22 protein-coding genes, 2 tRNA genes and 1 pseudogene are annotated in these 17,950 nt (G+C 53.8%); 5 read left to right on the top strand and 20 right to left on the bottom strand.

Annotated elements, in window-relative coordinates:
* Positions 1-70: 70 nt before the first annotated feature.
* Positions 71-916 (top strand): annotated as a pseudogene (locus O0S09_RS10045) (LysR family transcriptional regulator); the annotation flags it as partial.
* Positions 917-972: 56 nt separating this feature from the next.
* Here O0S09_RS10045 and O0S09_RS06945 read toward each other — a convergent pair.
* The 3 genes from O0S09_RS06945 to htpX all read right to left on the bottom strand — a co-directional run bounded on the left by O0S09_RS06945 (position 973) and on the right by htpX (position 2,131).
* Positions 973-1,044 (bottom strand) — tRNA-Val (locus O0S09_RS06945).
* A gap of 24 nt (positions 1,045-1,068) precedes the next feature.
* Positions 1,069-1,139 (bottom strand) — tRNA-Gly (locus tag O0S09_RS06940).
* Between the two features lie 71 nt (positions 1,140-1,210).
* Positions 1,211-2,131: a zinc metalloprotease HtpX gene (htpX, locus tag O0S09_RS06935; protein ID WP_268923241.1), complete on the bottom strand. Its 921-nt coding sequence runs from the start codon at positions 2,129-2,131 to the stop codon at positions 1,211-1,213.
* A gap of 389 nt (positions 2,132-2,520) precedes the next feature.
* On the opposite strand from htpX, the gene O0S09_RS06930 reads away from it, so the two are divergent.
* Entirely contained in the window at positions 2,521-3,195 is a 675-nt protein-coding gene (locus tag O0S09_RS06930) for a putative phosphothreonine lyase domain-containing protein (RefSeq protein WP_268923240.1), read from the top strand.
* 82 nt (positions 3,196-3,277) lie between these two features.
* Here O0S09_RS06930 and O0S09_RS06925 read toward each other — a convergent pair whose 3' ends face one another.
* From O0S09_RS06925 to O0S09_RS06880, 10 genes are all read right to left on the bottom strand, one after another.
* The gene (locus tag O0S09_RS06925) at positions 3,278-3,421 is read right to left on the bottom strand and encodes a 50S ribosomal protein L40e (protein WP_095642496.1); all 144 of its coding nucleotides are present in this window, start codon (positions 3,419-3,421) and stop codon (positions 3,278-3,280) included.
* Between the two features lie 62 nt (positions 3,422-3,483).
* Positions 3,484-4,026 (bottom strand): RdgB/HAM1 family non-canonical purine NTP pyrophosphatase, encoded by a 543-nt coding sequence (rdgB, locus tag O0S09_RS06920; RefSeq protein ID WP_268923239.1) that lies wholly within the window; start codon positions 4,024-4,026, stop codon positions 3,484-3,486.
* On the bottom strand, positions 4,023-5,600 hold the full coding sequence (locus O0S09_RS06915) for a bifunctional N(6)-L-threonylcarbamoyladenine synthase/serine/threonine protein kinase (protein ID WP_268923238.1): 1,578 nt from the start codon (positions 5,598-5,600) through the stop codon (positions 4,023-4,025). The genes rdgB and O0S09_RS06915 overlap by 4 nt, the downstream gene beginning before the upstream one ends.
* A gap of 11 nt (positions 5,601-5,611) precedes the next feature.
* Positions 5,612-5,794: a 30S ribosomal protein S27ae gene (locus tag O0S09_RS06910; protein ID WP_268923237.1), complete on the bottom strand. Its 183-nt coding sequence runs from the start codon at positions 5,792-5,794 to the stop codon at positions 5,612-5,614.
* 4 nt (positions 5,795-5,798) lie between these two features.
* Positions 5,799-6,092, bottom strand: a complete 294-nt coding sequence (locus tag O0S09_RS06905; protein ID WP_268923236.1) for a 30S ribosomal protein S24e — start codon at positions 6,090-6,092, stop codon at positions 5,799-5,801.
* A 90-nt stretch (positions 6,093-6,182) separates the two neighbouring features.
* A complete protein-coding gene (locus tag O0S09_RS06900) occupies positions 6,183-6,668 on the bottom strand; it encodes a GTP-dependent dephospho-CoA kinase family protein (protein ID WP_268923235.1) in 486 nt (161 codons plus the stop codon).
* Positions 6,668-6,883: a transcription elongation factor subunit Spt4 gene (spt4, locus tag O0S09_RS06895; RefSeq protein ID WP_268923234.1), complete on the bottom strand. Its 216-nt coding sequence runs from the start codon at positions 6,881-6,883 to the stop codon at positions 6,668-6,670. The genes O0S09_RS06900 and spt4 overlap by 1 nt, the downstream gene beginning before the upstream one ends.
* Positions 6,883-7,455, bottom strand: a complete 573-nt coding sequence (locus tag O0S09_RS06890) for a DNA-directed RNA polymerase (protein WP_268923233.1) — start codon at positions 7,453-7,455, stop codon at positions 6,883-6,885. Before O0S09_RS06890 ends, spt4 begins: the two co-directional genes overlap by 1 nt.
* A gap of 19 nt (positions 7,456-7,474) precedes the next feature.
* Positions 7,475-7,888, bottom strand: coding sequence for a type II toxin-antitoxin system VapC family toxin (locus tag O0S09_RS06885; protein ID WP_268923232.1), 414 nt, complete (start codon positions 7,886-7,888; stop codon positions 7,475-7,477).
* Entirely contained in the window at positions 7,852-9,087 is a 1,236-nt protein-coding gene (locus O0S09_RS06880; protein WP_268923231.1) for a translation initiation factor IF-2 subunit gamma, read from the bottom strand. The genes O0S09_RS06885 and O0S09_RS06880 overlap by 37 nt, the downstream gene beginning before the upstream one ends.
* 175 nt (positions 9,088-9,262) lie before the next feature.
* On the opposite strand from O0S09_RS06880, the gene nikR reads away from it, so the two are divergent.
* Complete coding sequence (nikR, locus tag O0S09_RS06875) at positions 9,263-9,682, top strand: nickel-responsive transcriptional regulator NikR (RefSeq protein ID WP_268923230.1); 420 nt, start codon at positions 9,263-9,265, stop codon at positions 9,680-9,682.
* A gap of 23 nt (positions 9,683-9,705) precedes the next feature.
* Here nikR and O0S09_RS06870 read toward each other — a convergent pair whose 3' ends face one another.
* Both O0S09_RS06870 and O0S09_RS06865 read right to left on the bottom strand, forming a co-directional pair.
* Positions 9,706-9,987, bottom strand: a complete 282-nt coding sequence (locus tag O0S09_RS06870) for a DUF2098 domain-containing protein (RefSeq protein ID WP_268923229.1) — start codon at positions 9,985-9,987, stop codon at positions 9,706-9,708.
* 92 nt (positions 9,988-10,079) lie between these two features.
* Complete coding sequence (locus O0S09_RS06865) at positions 10,080-12,677, bottom strand: oligosaccharyl transferase, archaeosortase A system-associated (RefSeq protein WP_268923228.1); 2,598 nt, start codon at positions 12,675-12,677, stop codon at positions 10,080-10,082.
* A 107-nt stretch (positions 12,678-12,784) separates the two neighbouring features.
* Between O0S09_RS06865 and O0S09_RS06860 the strand changes: the two genes are divergently transcribed.
* A complete protein-coding gene (locus O0S09_RS06860) occupies positions 12,785-13,912 on the top strand; it encodes a glycosyltransferase (protein ID WP_268923227.1) in 1,128 nt (375 codons plus the stop codon).
* Between the two features lies 1 nt (position 13,913).
* Here the strand turns inward: O0S09_RS06860 and O0S09_RS06855 are convergent, their stop codons facing one another.
* Genes O0S09_RS06855 through O0S09_RS06840 form a run of 4 tightly spaced genes read right to left on the bottom strand, consistent with a single transcriptional unit; the run spans position 13,914 to position 16,883 of the window.
* Positions 13,914-14,504 carry a hypothetical protein gene (locus tag O0S09_RS06855; RefSeq protein WP_268923226.1) on the bottom strand — a complete coding sequence of 197 codons (591 nt, stop codon included), beginning with the start codon at positions 14,502-14,504 and terminating at the stop codon, positions 13,914-13,916.
* Positions 14,501-15,055: a cyclase family protein gene (locus tag O0S09_RS06850; RefSeq protein ID WP_268923225.1), complete on the bottom strand. Its 555-nt coding sequence runs from the start codon at positions 15,053-15,055 to the stop codon at positions 14,501-14,503. Before O0S09_RS06850 ends, O0S09_RS06855 begins: the two co-directional genes overlap by 4 nt.
* Positions 15,056-15,057: 2 nt before the next feature.
* On the bottom strand, positions 15,058-16,167 hold the full coding sequence (locus O0S09_RS06845) for a SufB/SufD family protein (RefSeq protein ID WP_268923224.1): 1,110 nt from the start codon (positions 16,165-16,167) through the stop codon (positions 15,058-15,060).
* Positions 16,155-16,883, bottom strand: a complete 729-nt coding sequence (locus tag O0S09_RS06840; RefSeq protein WP_268923223.1) for an ABC transporter ATP-binding protein — start codon at positions 16,881-16,883, stop codon at positions 16,155-16,157. The genes O0S09_RS06845 and O0S09_RS06840 overlap by 13 nt, the downstream gene beginning before the upstream one ends.
* A 130-nt stretch (positions 16,884-17,013) precedes the next feature.
* Between O0S09_RS06840 and O0S09_RS06835 the strand changes: the two genes are divergently transcribed.
* Entirely contained in the window at positions 17,014-17,169 is a 156-nt protein-coding gene (locus tag O0S09_RS06835; protein ID WP_268923222.1) for a hypothetical protein, read from the top strand.
* Here O0S09_RS06835 and O0S09_RS06830 read toward each other — a convergent pair.
* Positions 17,159-17,929, bottom strand: a complete 771-nt coding sequence (locus O0S09_RS06830; RefSeq protein ID WP_268923221.1) for a TIGR01458 family HAD-type hydrolase — start codon at positions 17,927-17,929, stop codon at positions 17,159-17,161. The two genes, O0S09_RS06835 and O0S09_RS06830, sit on opposite strands and share 11 nt — an antisense overlap.
* Between the last annotated feature and the right edge of the window lie 21 nt (positions 17,930-17,950).

Below are 17,950 nucleotides of genomic sequence, written 5' to 3'. Positions count from 1 at the left end.
AATAATTACAAAATCAAATGTTTTATTACTTTTTGATTACAAATACGGATGTATCGGTGGCGAAAACCGCATGGATACGAACATTCAAAAATATAAGGCATTCATCAAAACAGTTGAGCAGGGCAGTTTCACGAAAGCTGCCGAAACACTCGGCTGTTCCCAGTCAGGAATCAGCAGAATGATCCATGACCTTGAAACCGAATGGAAAGTATCCCTTCTAGAACGAAGCCGTGCGGGAATACGGCTCACCTCTGAGGGACTCAGACTTCTGCCGCATGCAAAACGGGTCTGCGAAGAGTATCAGAAACTTCAGATGCAGGTGGACGAACTGAACGGGTTGGAAACCGGACTCATCCGAATCGGAACTTTTTCCAGTGTTGCAACCCACTGGCTGCCGAACATCATCAAAGAGTTCCAGAAAGATTATCCAAACATCGACTATGAACTGCTGCTTGGTGACTACACGGAAATTGAGCGGTGGATTTTGGAAGGACGCGTGGACTGTGGTTTCCTTCGTCTCCCCACCCATCCAGAACTGGAGACGATCTTTCTCGAACGGGATCAGCTGCGGGTGATTCTGCCAAAAGATCACCGGTTTGCCGATTGTGACCGGTTTCCGGTTCAGGCACTCTGTGACGATCCGTTTATGCTTCTGGAAAAAGGAGCAAAGGCGGAAGTATCAGAAATTTTTGAAAGAAATCATCTGACGCCAAAAGTACATTTCACCACCTGGGATGACTACGCGATCATGTCGATGGTTGAAAGCGGGCTTGGCATCAGCATCCTGCCAGAGTTGATCCTCAAACGCATTCCCTACACCATTGTGGTAAAAGAGTTGGACGTCCCTGCATACCGCGACATCGGCATTGCTCTGCGGGACACCAAAACGGCATCCCTTGCGGTCAAACGATTCCTAGAGTACCTCACATACAGAAATGTCTCTTCGAATTTTGAATCCGACAGAAAAACGAATGGATCCGAGGAGATTCGAACTCCTGACCTTCGCCGTGTGAAGGCGACGTCATACCACTAGACCACGAATCCAAGAAAATACCCACAAAAAGGGAGTGCACCGACCGGGATTCGAACCCGGGCTATTGGCTTGGAAGGCCAAAGTCATACCTCTAGACCATCAGTGCTTTTGCGTCACATATGTTTCGTTTTGAAGTAATTAAATCTGCCGGATTTCTCAGAACAAGAGAAGGAGGGATTAGTATCCCTGCATCTCCTGCTTGACCTTCTCCAGGTTTGCGATACGCTTCTCAAGGGTCGGGTGCGTGGAGATCAGCTCCATCACCGACTCACCGGATATTGCGGGGATGATGAAGAATGCATTGTTGGCGGAGACCTCACGTTTCTTATCCGGAGGTACCGTATCCATTCTGCCGGAGATCTTCTTCAGCGCACGGATCAGTGCATCCGGGTCGCGGGTGATGTAGGCACTGCCGCGGTCTGCCGCAAACTCCCGGTACCGGGAGATTGCCATTGTGACAAGCGTTCCCACGATATACACGATGACGACCACGACCATGGCAACGATGAAGACAATAATTCCTCCGCCGTTCTCGCTGTCACGGTTGCTGCTGAGGAGCGCCATGATGAAGGCGTTGTTGATGATCATCGCCGCAATCGAAACCAGGAAACTGCCGATGGTCATCGTCAGCATATCCCGGTTCTTGACATGCGCGAGTTCGTGGGCAAGAACTGCCTCCAGTTCCTCATCGGTGAGGATGCCCCGGATTGCCTGAGTCACTGCCACAACCGCATGTTTCGGGCTTCTGCCGGTCGCAAATGCGTTCGGTACCGCAGACGGCATGATTGCCACCCGCGGCATCGGCAGATCCGCCTCATCGGCGAGTTTTTTCACCATTGCATACAGCTTCGGCTCTTCGTCTTCCGATACAACCTTTGCCCTGGTTGACATCAGCACCAGTTTGTCCGAAAGGAAGTACTGGATCAGCGCCATTACCGCTGCCATTCCGATGATCAGGTAGAGGTAAGAGGAACCAAACATACCGGTGCCTGCCAGCCACCATGCGATCACCGAGAAGAGTACGACGTAGATGAGACCCATAATCAGCCACGCCACCATCTGGCGGGCGAGAAGGCCAAAGTCACGCTTCCATATCATTGTAGATATTAATGTATACGCGCGAGATAATATGTTTCGTGTCCCGGAGGTGGATATTCTTAGGTGTATCGGGACTGCATTACCCGGAGCTAGCGGATTTTATCGATCTCCTCTCTGAGGATCTCCCGGACAAGTTTTCGTATCTCCTCCGCATTCACAATACGTGATGAGGACGGATCACTGCCGCAGTCACGGAGTAATTTTTCCGGATGCGGAAGTGGAAATTTCTGATACGCAGGTCTGTTCCAGCATCCTGAGCAGCATTATTTTGCGCCTGGAACGTACAGCCGCACGAATTGACGCAAACGGGGTGATTGAAGCGTAAGAGGTTCACCCCCCGCCGCAACAAGAAACCTAAACATCTTTCTCAGACAATATTCTTGGTACATATGTCTGACGACTGCATCACCGAGTCCGGGGAAGAGATCATGACAGAGGAGCTGACCGATCTGGCGTTTGGGATGTTCACCATTTTCATGGAACAGCAGCTGGAAAAGGAGGAGACCTGCCTGTACCGCGAAGTTGAGGCAGGCACCGATCTGACCGCACGCTGCGAGACACTTCTCGCTGCATTCACCGAGGAGTATCCGCCGCTTGCTCCCGCTCTTGCGATGCTTGGAACCGCTGCGGACATTGCCGGACTGTATGCGGCAGGTGAGGGAATTGTTCCGACGAAAACCACAAAGTCCTACTGGATTCAGCAGGGTCGTCCCGGTGCGGAAACAGGGGCAACAGGGGCGGAAGAAGCGGGAAAGTGGCTGATCTTTCTTGCGCCGGAGGATGTGGACGCCGCGTGGCAGAAGGTGCGCAACGCCACCGTTGCCGGCACGCTTGGCATCGGTGCGAAGGTGAGCACCGCAAAGGAAAATGAGGACTCGCGCGACGACCGCAAAGTCATTTATGTATTTACCGCCGACTGGGCAAATGAAGAAGACGTCATGCGCGTGCGTGAAGAGCTGAAAAATCTCGGATTTGTGGATCGGATCGGCTACAAACGCAACCTTGACACCTATGCGGGCGAGTACCGCGAAAAGGGAAAACGTGTGACGTACTACTCAGTCTAACTTTTTTGAAAAAGAAAAAAATAATCGGTGCGAGTATGCTGCGCCTCGTTCTACACGAGGCCGCACGGACACACTGAATCGCTTATGCTTTCCGTTCCTTGTTCTTCGGGCGGAGCGAAGTGGAGCCGCACTTGCGGCAGGTGGTTGCGCGGATAGCGTTACGTGCGTTGCATTTCATGCAAACTTTCACATTAAGAAGTCTTGCCTCTGCTTCTGGGAATCTCATGTATGAATAACCCCTATATTGAGTTCTATAGTGTGGGTGCTGAATGATATTAACAATTACGCTCACACGGACACAACATACCAGTCCCGGAACGCTGCAAGTGCACGCGCCCGGTGTGAAAGATTGTTCTTCTCCGTCATCGACATCTCGGCAAGTGTCTTTGCGCCTACGGCAAAGATAGGATCGTAGCCGAAGCCTTCCGTTCCGCGTTCTGCGGTTGTAATCATCCCATCAACCCGGCCGGAAAATACCCGGATGCCGTTTGCATCCGCATAGGCGACCGCGGTTGCAAAGTGTGCGCTTCGCATCTCTCTGCCGTCCATGAGCCGGAGCACACCAGCGTTGCCGATGGTGTCCTGCACGTATGCGGCAAACGGTCCGGGAAACCCGGACAGTGCATCGATGAACAGTCCGGTATCATCCACGATTAACGGGACACCAAGCGCCGCATATGCCTGTTCAGCCTTGGCGCGGGCAATCTCTTCCACAGAGTCTGCCTGCGGTTCAATACAGTCGAAAGCAACATGCGTCACTTCGGTAATGCCGGAGAAGAACGCAGCAACTTCCGCGGCCTTGTTTTTGTTGCCGGTAACAACCGTGATCACAGATATCTCCCCCGCAGTTCGATCTCCTGTTCACGTTCGATCACCGCGTCCGCGCCGGAGAATACCGACCGGTATCCGTCACAGAACGCCTGTTTCAATTCCACAGGTGCTGAGGTCGTACTTTCCAGCGTCTGGAACAGGACATGCAGATCCACACCGCGCGGCTCGATCTCATCCGACATCTGCGCAAGACCAAAGTCCAGCAGATACACGCGCCCGCCCTTCCAGATCATGTTTGAAGTGGTCAGATCGCCGTGCACAATGCCTGCCCCGTGCAGTTTTCCAACGGACACGCCTGCTGCATATGCGTATTCGTCACTGATGATGTATTTCAGCACATCACCGTCCAGCTTCTCCATCACAATCGCGTTTCCGGTAACATCGCGGATCACCGGTACCGGCACACCGCCGCGCCGCGCGGCTGCAATGCACCGCGCCTCTGCGCGCGTGCGCTCCGTAATGAGATGCGTATCCAGCGCGGGTACTCGGTATCCTTTTGACAGCCGTGTTTTCACCGCGTCCGCGCCGGTAAGATCCACCGCAGCCTCCGCGCCGCGTTCCGTAATCTCCGACTGACCGGGTGCAAACAGTTTCCCGGCATCGCTCCGCCAGGTCACCTCCACCTGATCGGACCGGTAACCCGGATTTACAAACGACTCCTCGATTGGAATCGTTGACCCCGCTTCCAGCATCACTTTGCCGGTGTAGGCGATCATCGCACCATTGTCTCCCATGTACACACGGGGCGGTGCCATGAACTTCGCGCCGCGCTCCTCGCACATGATCCGCAGCATCTCCTGTAAGCGGCTGTTTGCACCAACACCGCCGACCAGAATCACCTCATCCTTACCGGTGTGGGCAAGTGCACGTTCCGTCACCTCGACACACATCGCAAACGCCGTTTCCTGAAAGCTGCAGCAGACATCCTCCATCGACTCCCCGCGCGCGGTTGCATCCTTTGCCGCACTCATCAGACCGGAGAAGGCAAGGTCCATTCCCTTCACCGTGTAGGGAAGAGGAATGTAGGATCCTTTCTTTGCCATCTCCTCGATGATCGGCCCTCCCGGATGCGGGAGATCATGACTGCGGGCGAACTTGTCCAGCGCATTGCCAAGACCAATATCCAGTGTCTCACCGAAGATGCGGTACCTGCCGTTCAGGAAACCGAGCACCTGCGTGTTTGCGCCCGACGCATACAGTACGATCGGGTCGGCAAACTTCGTGTACCAGCGGCCGATCTCCACATGGGCCACACAGTGATTCACCCCGATTAACGGCACACCGTACTTCAGGGCAAGTGACCGCGCTGCGGTCGCAACCGTCCGGAGCGAAGGGCCAAGGCCGGGGCCTATTGAAAACGCTACACCGTCAATGTCATCGCCGGCTTCGGCAAGAACCTTTCCAATCACCTCTGCAGCAACCGCTGCATGGTGCTGGGCTGCCTCGCGCGGATGAATGCCTCCGTGCGGAGGCACATATGGTGAGGAGTGAAGACAAACCAGATCCTCATCAAAAACAGCGGCACTGAAGTTCCATGCTGTCCCTTCAATGCCAAGAACCCTTGTTTCGGGCATAATAATGTATTTTATTGCTTAAACTCAGTATATCCGCACTTTCCGCAGGCAAAGCGGTCCTTGTGCTCGCCCATGAATACACCCGGGCCGCAGCGGGGGCAGTGGCGGTGCGTGGTGGTTGCCTTTCCCTGTCCGTCAACGGAGTAGAGCTCACTGCGTTTCTGGGTTTGCTTTACTACCTTCTTTGCTGCCATGGTTTTACTCCTCCTCAGCTGCTTTCGGCTGGCCGCGGGCAATCAGGTATTCGCGTTCGGTTGCTTTCAGTGCTTCCGGAGAGTCGTAAATGCGTGCAACACCGATAACTGCTCTTGCTCCGAACCGTCCCTTCAGCGGAGAGAGGATGAGGTTTTCGACCGGGGTATTCTGCATAGCTGCGATTTTTGCTCCGATATCTGCACGGGCAGGGGTTGCGCCGTCATACATGGCGGTGAATGCAACCTCGTTACGGCTTAAAAGCTCGTTTCTGGTATTAGAGGTGATCTTAATCTCCATCGATATCCCACAAATATTGGAATGCAGTATATTTAATACTGGTGTCTTCCGTCATTTTCTTTTCCCCGGTATCCCAAACAGAAAGGCCGGTCAGACAGATACAAAACAGGACAGCAGATCAGCGGCGCGCTGCCGCAGCGCGGACGTCACTTCACAGACCACGACACCCTCGTTCGGCTGACCGTAAAGAACCAGAGCACCGTCGGGCAGAAGTCCGATCAGCGGAAGAACTGCCAGATCCTCTTCACCATCCACCAGAATCATACAGGGGGCGGCTTTGACGGCTTCGGCAAGCACTGCCGTCAGCTCATCCGTGATCGCACCAGCCGGGTTTTTGACACGCAGAATGCGATGCGGGACATCCGGCATCGCAAGATACGGGGAGCGCATGGTAAACCCGTCGATGACACCCACTGCAGGAATAATACCGCGGGCAAGCGCCGAGTGTGTAACAACATCCCCCACCGTACAGACAATCCTGCCGGAGAGCTGCGGGACAACATCGGAAAATTCGGGAAAAAGGGTGCCGAAGGGCTGTTTGAACAGTCCCCGGTGTTCCGACGGGAGAACAAGCATTATCGAACCTTAAGAGCGTAACGGCCGTTGTATTCGATGTTCATCTTCTTTGCAACATCCGAGTGGCGGGAGTCAATGATGACCAGATACCCGAACCACTCCGTTGTCAGGGCATTGCCCTGACACTCCGGGCAGACCGTCTTGTCGGCTTCCAGCACCTTGTGGCAGGTACGGCATGCCTGCAGTAGTTTCTTTGGTGTCCGCTTCGGCGCCATTACTTCCGCTCCTTCTCCGCCTTCTCACGGTTGCACTCATCTTCAAGCCAGGCAAGCGTACCAAGGCCCGGCTGGCGCATGGTCAGACCGATCTTCGACTCGCGCGGTTCACGTTCGTTCAGTGACAGGGCTACCACACGGGCGCGCACCGTATCGCCGACCGCAATCGTTCTGCCGGTGTCTTTGCAGACAAGACGGGAGTTCTTCTCATCATAATCGATGTACTCATCGGTGATCTGACTCATGTGCAGCATTGCATCAATGGGCCCGAGCGAGATGAACGCGCCGAAGCTTGTCGTCTCCACCACAATACCTTCGATGATCTCCTGAAGGGACAGGCGGAGTGTTACCGCTTCAAAGTCCACGTCATAATACACACCGCCGTCGCTGTAGATGATCTCACCGTCGCCGACACGGTCAACACCCGTTACGGCAATGAAGATACCCATCTCCTTGTCAACGCTTCCCTCGAACTGCTCCTGCAGCACATCCAGAATGACGGTGTTCAGATCCTCGCCCATACGTTCCGGCGGGACTCTGACCTTATCGTTTAATTTCAGTTTATAATACATATCCTTGCTCCTCGTCGAATTATTTTCCAATCAGCTCGAGTCTGGACCGTGACCGGAGTACAACAACCGGAATGCGCAGGCTGAGCAGGCGGTCTTTCAGCTTTTTATCATTGGTCACTACAACAGCATTAAACATCTCTGCGGATCGGATAACCTTGTCATCCACCGGGACATCATCCTCATAGGGAGGAAGAACCGTGCAATGTGCCGCAACCGTCAGACCAAACCGTGCCGCTGCCGCATTGTTCCCACGTCCCTGTGCAAGACCGCGCAGCTCGTACACCACCTCGGCAGGTACGAGTACATCATATCCCCCGAGCAGTTCGCGCAGACCCTCAAACAGGTCCACGCCGAACTGCGCGGGCATCATCAGAGCGTTTGTGTCCAGAACAACCGTTACTCGGTCAGGACACCCATGCCGATCAGACGCCATCTGCCACCGACCTGCCGGCTGATTGCAATACGGGACCCAAGTTCCGCACAGACCGGACGCTTGAGAATAACCTCTGCCTGATTTTTCTTCGCCGCCATGACAATACCGACCGTGACAGCCGTGCCGACGGACAGCATCAGCGGCTCTTTCAGCCGCAGCGGGTCGATGTTCTGTTCGGATGCAGACCCTACCACACGATCCATTAAGGTCATGTCAAACTTCAGTTTGTCCCATACCGGAGGAAGAGATCCTGCCGCACCGGCAACCTGACCGACAAGCGTATCACTTTTCGTAATCGCCGGGTCAAGTTTCGTACCAATAGCAGACAGACCGCCCGGAGTTGCGACCGGAACCTTGTGGGACGCCTTGTTCATGGAGGTAATTTTGGTTGTAATCGGCTCCCATTTTGCCTTGTTCTCGGACATGTACTGCCGGCCGGGCCGGATCTCAATGTCGTCGCCTTCATGGAACACGCCGCGGATCAGAGATCCGCCGATAACTCCGCCTTTGATGTCACGCCAGGAACTTCCCGGCCGGTTGACATCAAAGGATCGGGCAATCAGCATAATCGGCGGAACATCAGCATCGCGTTCCCTGTCAGGGATTGTGGTGTTCAGCGCATCGATCAAAACACCGAAGTTGATCTTCTTCTGCGCAGAAACCGGAATAATCGGTGCATTTTCTGCAACCGTTCCTTTCACGAACGCTTTGATCTGTTTATAGTTTTCAATTGCCTGTTTCTGGGGCACCACGTCAATCTTATTCTGTACGATGACGATGTTTGTGATGCCGGTCAGCTCAAGAGCCATTAAGTGCTCTTTGGTCTGGGGCTGCGGGCACGGTTCGTTTGCGGCAATGACCAGCATCGCACCGTCCATGATTGCAGAACCCGAGAGCATGGTAGCCATCAGAGTCTCGTGACCGGGGGCGTCCACAAAGGAGACAGACCGTACCGGTTCGAGTTTTTCGCCGCAGATCGGGCATGTATCAGTATTCGACCAGGAATCTGCGCCCTCACATTTGGGGCACTTGTAAAATGTCGCGTCGGCATAGCCGAGGCGGATGGAGATGCCGCGCTTCAGTTCTTCACTGTGGCGGTCGGTCCATGAGCCGGTAAGCTGGCTGACCAGGGTGGTCTTCCCGTGGTCAACGTGGCCTACCACGCCGATATTTACGTTTGGTATTGTAGGATCATGCAAAGAAACCAAAACCTCCTCAACCTTATATAATCTACCTCCGAACAGATATATTTGTGTGATAAAACATGCCGGATTTGTTTTCCGGTATCGGACAGACTTCGTATGACGAATTCTCATTCTGCATAAGATAACGTAAGAAGAATAAAATAGGAACAGTCCGATATAATACTATATTATGGTAGGAGACTCGGATTTATCGCGTATAGGGATATCCCTTCCGCAGAACCTTCTGGACAAATTTGACGGCATCATCGGACTTCGCGGTTACTCTTCCCGCTCGGAAGGTATCCGTGATGCGATCCGCAGCTACATTACCTACTATGAATGGATGTCTGATGTCAAAGGCGAACGGCAGGGAGTGATTACCATGGTCTATGATCATGATCACCGCGGACTGATGCAGACGATCACCGAGATTCAGCATGAGAACCGTGAAACCATCCAGTCCACCCTGCATGCACACGTGAATGACGAGCGGTGCCTTGAGGTGATCCTGGTCCGCGGCGACGGGGCAAAGCTGAAGGAAGTTGCAGAAAAGCTGATGGCACTCAAGGGTGTTGAGTCGGTCAAACTGACGACTATTCCGGTAAACTGATTTTTCAAAAGAGAGGAGGGAAATTACCCTCCGCCTTCACAACTCTGATCGGTATTCTGCCAGGCAGATTCGTTCATCTCGCGGAATCTTTTCTGTTCCTCCTCAAGATCTTTTCTGAAGTCACTATGCCTGGTTTCTTTGTGGGCAACCTCACTGATGGCAGTGAGCTGGTCAATACGATAGTACAGACCGGTACTGTCAAGCTCTGCAAAGGTGAATCCGTTTTCCTCGACGAATGCCACGATCTTCCCGACGGTTCCCGTTCTGCCGTACCGCACCGTCTGCCCGATTGCAGGAGTGCTCATGCTACTATGTTGGATGATGCCGGGGTATAAAGATGTGGATTGCGGTCCGTCAGGATTTAAAAAAAGGGGTCTGGTATGTTCCAGAATACGGTTCAGTTTATGGTAAGACCCCGCATCACGGCCTCTTCGGAGACTTCGAAGGTCTCACCGGTACCGGCGATGGTATAGGGTCCTGTGGTCTTCACATCATATGAGCTGCCGGAGGTGGAGTACGGGACAACGAACTGTCCGTCGACGCTTGCCTGACGGTAGGTGAAGGTTCTGCCGTTGTTGGTGACAACGTTCACTTCGATGATGCCGTCTCCTTTGATCACGGCTCCCGGCACGTACTCAAAGCTCTTGACCCAGGCGGTGCCGCCTGCAATCGGCTGGGTCGTGTACTGACCGTTGGCCATGACATAGTTCGGGGACTCATGTACCAAGCGGAAGTGCTGCAGTGCCGGAACGGTTGTGCTCGGCAGATAGGCAGTAGCTGTGCTTGACGGGTTTGCAATCACATATGCATGCTTCGTTGCAGGTCCCGCCGCATTGATCAGGTCGGCGGCTGCCTGGGCTTCCGCCTCGGTTGCGTAGGCTTTGACTGCGGTGATGACCGGGTAGCTGTAGTTGGCCGAGGAGTCGGTTTCCACAACTGCGATGTCTCCGGGGCTGGTCATGGAACCGTCATAGTACTGAAGCCGGACGGTAAGGGTGTTGTAATATTCGGGTGTCTGCGCCTGTACCCCGGAGAGCTGACCGCTGTTATTCGGCTGCAGGAAGGTGTAGTAGTACGGGGTGAGCTGGGCAACTGAGTCGTTCCAGATTGCCATTGCCCCAAATTTGCCGCCTGCCATCTGATAGTCGGTCATCACATAGCGGGTGCCAAGGTGATCCAGTTTTTCCATTACGGCAGATTCATTCGTACTGGTCAGTACTGCAGCAGCACCGTACGGGCCCGCCACTCCTGACTGGAACGGATTGCTGTTCGGGATGCGTTCTGCAATGGTGGTGATATAATGGCCGTAGTCCCACCAGGACATGACACCGTAGGACTCTGACGGGTACTCGAATCCTTCGCCGTTGTAGATGGTGAGGTAGTCAACGCCGGTCTCCGGAGTTCCGGTAAGCATCCAGGTACATTCGGAGATCCAGTCCTTCTCGGTTCCACCGTACTTGCCGTAGCTCTCACCGGTCTGGACTGCGGTTACTGCAGAGGTTGCAACAAATGCGATTGCGATAACTGCAACGATGGCGCAGGTTCCTACCTTAATCCAGTCAGGGCCTGCTGCTGCCTTTGCAGTAGCTTTTTTACCTTTCTTTGCCGGTTTGTCTTCAGATTCTTCCTGTTTTTTGCTTCCGGCAATCTGCAGAAGATCCTTTTCGGCAAACGTGATCGCCCATCCGACAAACACTGCGGCAAGAAGCGCGATGTTTGCTGCAACATAGTACTCCCAGCGGACGTGCTGCATAGTGGCAAAGATCATCAGCGCCGACCAGATGAGAACGAAGAGTGCTCCGGGTTCCTCATGTTTCCATACACGGTAGAGGAGGTAAATGAATCCGCCTGCGGCCAAGAGGATGCCCCAGCCGAAGGAGTTGAACGCTCCCTGTATGGACCAGGATGCCATTTCGGCGATGGTGGATCCAGCTGCACTTGTGGCGAAGAATCCGCTGAGACTGCCTATCGCTGAGTTGAAAAGCAAGGGTGCCGCACCTGCAGTAATACCCATGCCAATGACAACCAGCAGAGCAAGGGAGACAGGATAATAATACCACTGGAACTGTTTCTTTGTGAGTATCATTGATATGGCATAGAGAACGATCGTTCCAAATATCAGGCCAAGATGAGCACAAAGTACTCCCAGGGAGTAAGTGTAGAAATTGAAGTCGACACTCTGAATGCCGTAGATCAGCATGCCGATAGCAACGACCGCAAACGTAATCACGTTCAGAACAAGCAGATATTCGGTTGGTTTTCCAGAGTGGTGGTTGATAATGAACTGAAGCAGCGTGAAGATCGCAGCAAACAGCCCGAACACAACCATGGTTGACATGGTCAAAAGGCCGAGCAGGTAGGCAATACCACAGATTACTCCGTATAATACAGGAATCTTCAGGGTTGCGTACTCTTTGAAATCGATTTTGTGATCCTTGAGCGCATACAGAGCCACTACATAGAGAAGACAGAACAGTGTGGAGAACAGTGTTTCTGCGATGTGGTGATCCAGGTGCCCGTACAGGGATCTTGACAGATACTGACCGCCGATTACGGCAATGAACAGAGCGGAGACAAGTCCTGTCTTCCAGTTGCCGATTCTGGCACCAAGCCAGTACATAACCGGAACCATTGCGGCACCCATCAGGGCAGGCACCCATCCGGCCGCATCAATGACCTCAGGCCGGGTTGCAGCTCCGGCAAGTGCCGCAATCGCTGCTGCAATCCAGGTGAACAATGGACCCCAGACGATATCCTGTCCGGTAGGATACAGGGTCATCGGTTCAAAATGGATAAATCCGAAGTTGTTTGCAAGCGCTACTTCAATCAGCCGCAGGTTGTACCAGGCATCAGGTCCTGCGATCATATCGCCGGTCCCGGCAAGGTCCGGAAACGGCAGTATGCGTATCCAGAAGGCAAGTACGGTGAAGATGAGTACAAGCCCTCCAAGGATTCCATAACGATATCGACGATCGTTCCAGAAACTCAGATCCATAAGTTATCACAGAGGAAATTATCTATCTATAATCTGGGTTCTTTATCAGATAAAGTAATTGGGGAAAGCGGAACAATCATTTAACCGGCAATAACAATATTATTAGCATGATATCTGCCGCAGCAGTCCTTCTGATACTATGTGGAGTCGGAGCCGGATGTGCTGCCGCGTATCCGTATTTTTCCTATTTGCGAAAACTCCACGGAGTTTCTTTTACTCCCTCCCCCCAACTCCTGGAATACCCAGCAGTCAGTATTGTGGTGAATGCATATCATGAAGGAGATCTCGTCAGAACACGTATTGAGGATATTTTTCATGCCGCGTATCCTTTAGACAGGATTACACTATACGTGGTAAATGACGGCGCGGATAAGGCAACCGGTGATGCCGCAAAAAAAGCTCTCAAAGACAGCCCAATAAAGGCAGCAGTGCTTGAACCAAAGGAAAGACTGGGGAAAATCAAATGCCAAAATCTGGTTCTTTCCCAAATCACAGACGAGTTCGTAATCTTCACGGATGCTGATATTACCACAAAACCGGATGCGCTTGCAAAACTAATTGCCCGCCTGCAGGATCCGGAGATCGGGGCAGTGTGTGCAGATCTGATTCCGGTTGGTTCGTCACAGAATGTAACCGGTTCCGAGGGTGCGTACCGGTCTGTATATGGGAAAATGTGTGAGTACGACAGTCAGCTTGACTCCACCTACAACTTTAACGGCCCGCTGATCGCTTTCAAAAAATCAGCAGTACCGCATATCGAGGAAACGATCGGTGCTGATGACGCAAACCTTGCGCTGACATGCATTGCCAACGGGTATCGTGCCGTATATGCGGCGGATGCGGTCGCATACGAACTGCAGCCCGTATCGTTCCGTGCCCAGTACCGCCAGAAGGTCCGCCGTGCAGACGGGCTGGTGAACAGTACCCGCCTGTTTGGCTCTGCATACCATGAAAAGCGTGCAGTCTTCTGGAAACAGGTATTTCCGCGGCGTCGGTGGATGCTGCTGTACTCTCCGGTCCTGTTTGCGGTTTCCGCAGTTCTGCTTCTGACCGGGTTTTTCCTCTGGTCACTTTGGTACGGGACAACGCTTCTTCTGATCGGAGTTGTCATTTTGCTGTTTTCTCTCATAAAACCGGACAATCTTCTGAGCAGTTTCATTCTGAACCAGATATATCTGGTAATCGGTCTGGCAAAACGGAAAAATATTCAGATGTGGGACAGGGTTGAAAAATGATTTACGTCCCGTACGGGCACCAGTGTTCCAATCCCAGCAGCGCCGCTGTCCCCGCCCACTCCGGCCCGAGAAACAGCATCTCCTTTCCCAAAGTCCGTGCCTCCTCAATCTCCGCAAGACCATCCTCCGTCAGAAACGCATCCCCGGTTACAACCACCAGCTCAGCCTCCTCCACAAACAGTGCCTGACGAAGTCCGGGAATATCATCCCCGATCACATAGACAAGCCGTCCGGCGCAGCGGGAAACAAGCTCCTCCAGACAGTCATCAAAGTTCACCGTAGGACAGGGCGCAAGCTTGCGCGTCAGCATCAGAAAACCACTGGCAACAGTCAGCGCACCTGCTGCGGCGGCACGCGTCTTCTCCGACTTTAGCGGCGCATCAAACAGATGCTCCAGCAGCATCCGGGCCGAAAACGGCTCACTTGAACTGATCTCCGCAACCCGTCCCCCGTACTCAACACCCATGCACCTGCCGCGGCAGTAGCGGCAGATATGATGCGACGGGAGGGGCGCGTATCGCAGATCCCCGTCCTCACATCCCGCGCCCGCAGAAACTTCACGCAGGCGCACAACTGCATCATGCAAAATCATTCTTCCTCCTCGATCAAAACAACCCGTGCAGGGGCCGCATCAGCCCCGGCAATCTTCAGCGGCAGGGCAATCATCCGGTACACACCATCAGCCACATTCGCAAAATCCAGCATCTCAATCACGATTACCCCCGCCGCAAGCAGAATGCGGTGAACCGCATCGTTTCCGATCGACGGCGTATCACACCCGACAACCGTCACTCCGGCCGCTACAAGCGCGGATGCCTCCTCCTCAGAAAGCTGCGGATACGTGGCATCCCCCTCGCGATATCCCGACCGGAACAAAACCGCAGACGTTGTCTCGGAAACCAGCCCGCCGAAGGAAAGCAGTTCGGCGGTGGTGAACAGCTTTTCGGGCAGCAGTTCATCCACTCCTGCCGCCCCGGAAAAATAGTGGGCAGGGGCATCGATGTGCGTTCCCGTATGGGTCCCGAGTGCCAGCGCGGAAATATACGACTCCCCTGAACGCAGGGGAGTTCGTACAAACTCTGGATCGCCCGGATACACATACATCCCGGACGCAAGCGTCCGGGTCACATCGTATATTTTCATACTCAGAATCCGTGATCCGCAGAATCGATCGCATCATCGATCTGCTTCTGCAGCGCATCCGGCAGACCTTCAATGCGCACATCAAGGAACCCGCGAATGATCGTCGCGGTTGCCTCCTCCTCAGAAAGACCGCGCGCCATCAGATACTCGATCTCATCGCGCGCAATCTTGCCGACCGCCGCTTCGTGGGAAAGCTCCACATCCACCACACGTCCGTCAATCTCCGGAATCGCATGCATGATGCCGTCCTTGAGAATAAGACCGCGGCACTCAATGTGTCCCTTCGTCTGCGGCGCCTCGCCGATGATTGCACCGCGGGAGATGATCGTACCACCGTTCGTAATTGCACGGGTGATTAACTCGGCGCTCGTCTCCGGTGCCTCCAGAATCGCACGCGAGCCTGCATCAATGTGCGAACCCGGCCCTGCCACAATCACACTGGAGAAACGGGCGACCGCTCCCTTCCCGCGGAGATGGGCGGTAGGATACATCTGCACCATCTTTGTCGGTTTCATACAGACATAGTTCGAGATGAACGTTCCCCCTTCTGCAACAACAGAGGCAGTCCGCGGGAACACCTCGATCTCCTCGCCCCACGTGTGAATCATGGTTGAGGTCACTTTCGCATCCTTGCCGACGTAAATCTCATTGATACCGTAGTGTGCTCCCTCTTTTGTCTTCAGGGAACTGGCGCATCCGGCAATCAGATGAACCTCGGCCCCTTCCTCGGCGATCACAATATTGTGGACGGTCTGGATGGTATCGCCCTGCAGGAACATGCAGCTCTGTAAGGGGAAGGTGGTCTTTGCACCTTTGCGGGCGATGATGACATACCCCCGCTGGGGATGATCGGCAACGTACTGCGTGTACTGGTCTTTGTCTTTGGGGACAACGTTCCAGAAGTACTCGGAAAGCCATGCATACGTCTCCAGGGCCTTATCGATCATCATGACCTCAACGCCTTCGGCGTTGGAGCCTGCGTGCAGAACATGGTCATTGACAAGGAGGAAACTCCCTGCACGGCCTTCAAGGGAATCGGTCTGGATTCCCGTCAGGGTCAGTCGTTCTTTGTCCTCGGTACTGATGGAATCGAATCCGTTCATTTCTGACATGCAATACACTCCTTATAGCCGGATGTTTTCACACTCCGGAGAATTTCACGCGGGTTGCCACTGCACCGCATCATACCGTCGATTAACACATGACCGACATCAGCTTCGATATAGTCGAGGATGTAGCCGGTATGGGTAATGATGAGACCGGACTTGGTACGGTTAATCATGTGCTGATCCTTTTCCAGAAGGCTTGCCGCAGCAGTGCCGAGCAGTGCCATGTTTTCGACATCGACACCGCTTTCCGGCTCGTCCAGCATGACGAAGGAGGGGTCCTGCACCATGAGCTGGAGAATTTCGCTGCGTTTGATCTCACCGCCGGAGAATCCGGCATTGACATCGCGGTCAAGGAATTTTGTCATATGCATGCGTTCTGCAAGGGCCGGAATCTGTTCCCCGTCGATTTTCGTGGTCGCGGTAAGGAACTTGCCGAGCTTCAGACCGGAGATGGTGGGCGGGCGCTGGAACATGATGCCCATACCCAGCTGTGCCCGTTCGTGCACCGGTTTTTCGGTGACATCAACGCCGTTAAAAAGTATTTTGCCGCTGGTAACCCGGGAGCTGCCAAATCCCATAATGGTACGCAGAAGGGTGGTTTTTCCCGAGCCGTTCGGTCCGAGAAGTACATGGGTCTCACCGTCGTTAATTTTCAGATTAACGCCGTGAAGCACCTCACGTCCGCCAACTTCCACATGAAGATTGCTGATCTCAAGCATGGAAAATCTGCTATCTAATTTGTTGCGGAGGGTTGTAAAGATACGTGTTTGATACAGTTTCCCCGGGGGCCCGGGGCACTTTCAGTACGCGCGGTCCGGGGTTTATATTCTCTCACTCTGATGTTTGATCATGACAAGCATTGCATTAACCTCAATGGCAGAACGTGCTGCCCAGTACACGGTGATTCAGCGCAAGAATCAGCTTTCCAAACTCTGCTGGTATGCTGCGGGAACGCCCGGCAACATGGTTTCGTCCCTGAAGGATCCAAGCTACCTTATTGCGTAAGCGAGAGTATGTCGGAGAGTCCCGGGAGTATTTTCCAGGGTGCCGGTGCATCTGCGGGAAGGACGCCGTCAAATTTGCCGGTGAGAACTAAAACGCCCCGTACAGATACGGAGGCGGCACCGCCGATGTCCGAACGCGGATCGTCGCCTACCATGACGACCTCCCCGGCGGGGAGACCTAAGGAAGTAAGGGCAGCCTGGAAAAATTTCGCGGAGGGTTTTCCGAGAAGTGTTGCAGATACGTCTGCGGCAAACTCCAGTGCCGCAACAAATGCTCCTGCGGAGAGCAGAAGTCCGTCATTTCCTTTGAAGTAACGGTCATGTTCAAGGGCAAGAAGTTCGGCACGGTTGCGCATCAGTATCCGGAATCCTGTAACAAACATGTCGTACTCCAGTACATCGCTTACGTCGCCGACCAGCACATGGGATGCATTTGGATCGGAGGGGTTGATCCCCGCACTCCGGAGTTCGGCGGCGGCGTCAGGGCTGCCGAGAAGCCAGCAGGATCCGGCACCCGCGTCACGGAGATACGCGATCGCGGCGGTGAGCGGCGTAAATATCCATGCCGCGGGAACGTCAACTCCGAACCGTGCGAGCCGTTCCCGGATGGTTTCCCTGCTCCGGTGTGTGTTGTTGGAGACGAACCGAAACGGAATGCCGCGTTTCTGGAGTTCCCGTAATGCGGAAACTGCGCCGGGAATCGGCTCTCCGTTAATATAGACTACGCCGTCAAGATCGATTAAAAACCCCGAAACCGTCATATGAATACCAGTATTGGAGAG

Origin of the sequence: Methanocorpusculum vombati, assembly GCF_026891935.1 — an archaeon.
Lineage (GTDB): Archaea > Halobacteriota > Methanomicrobia > Methanomicrobiales > Methanocorpusculaceae > Methanocorpusculum > Methanocorpusculum vombati.
This window is presented reverse-complemented; position numbering and strand designations above follow the sequence as displayed.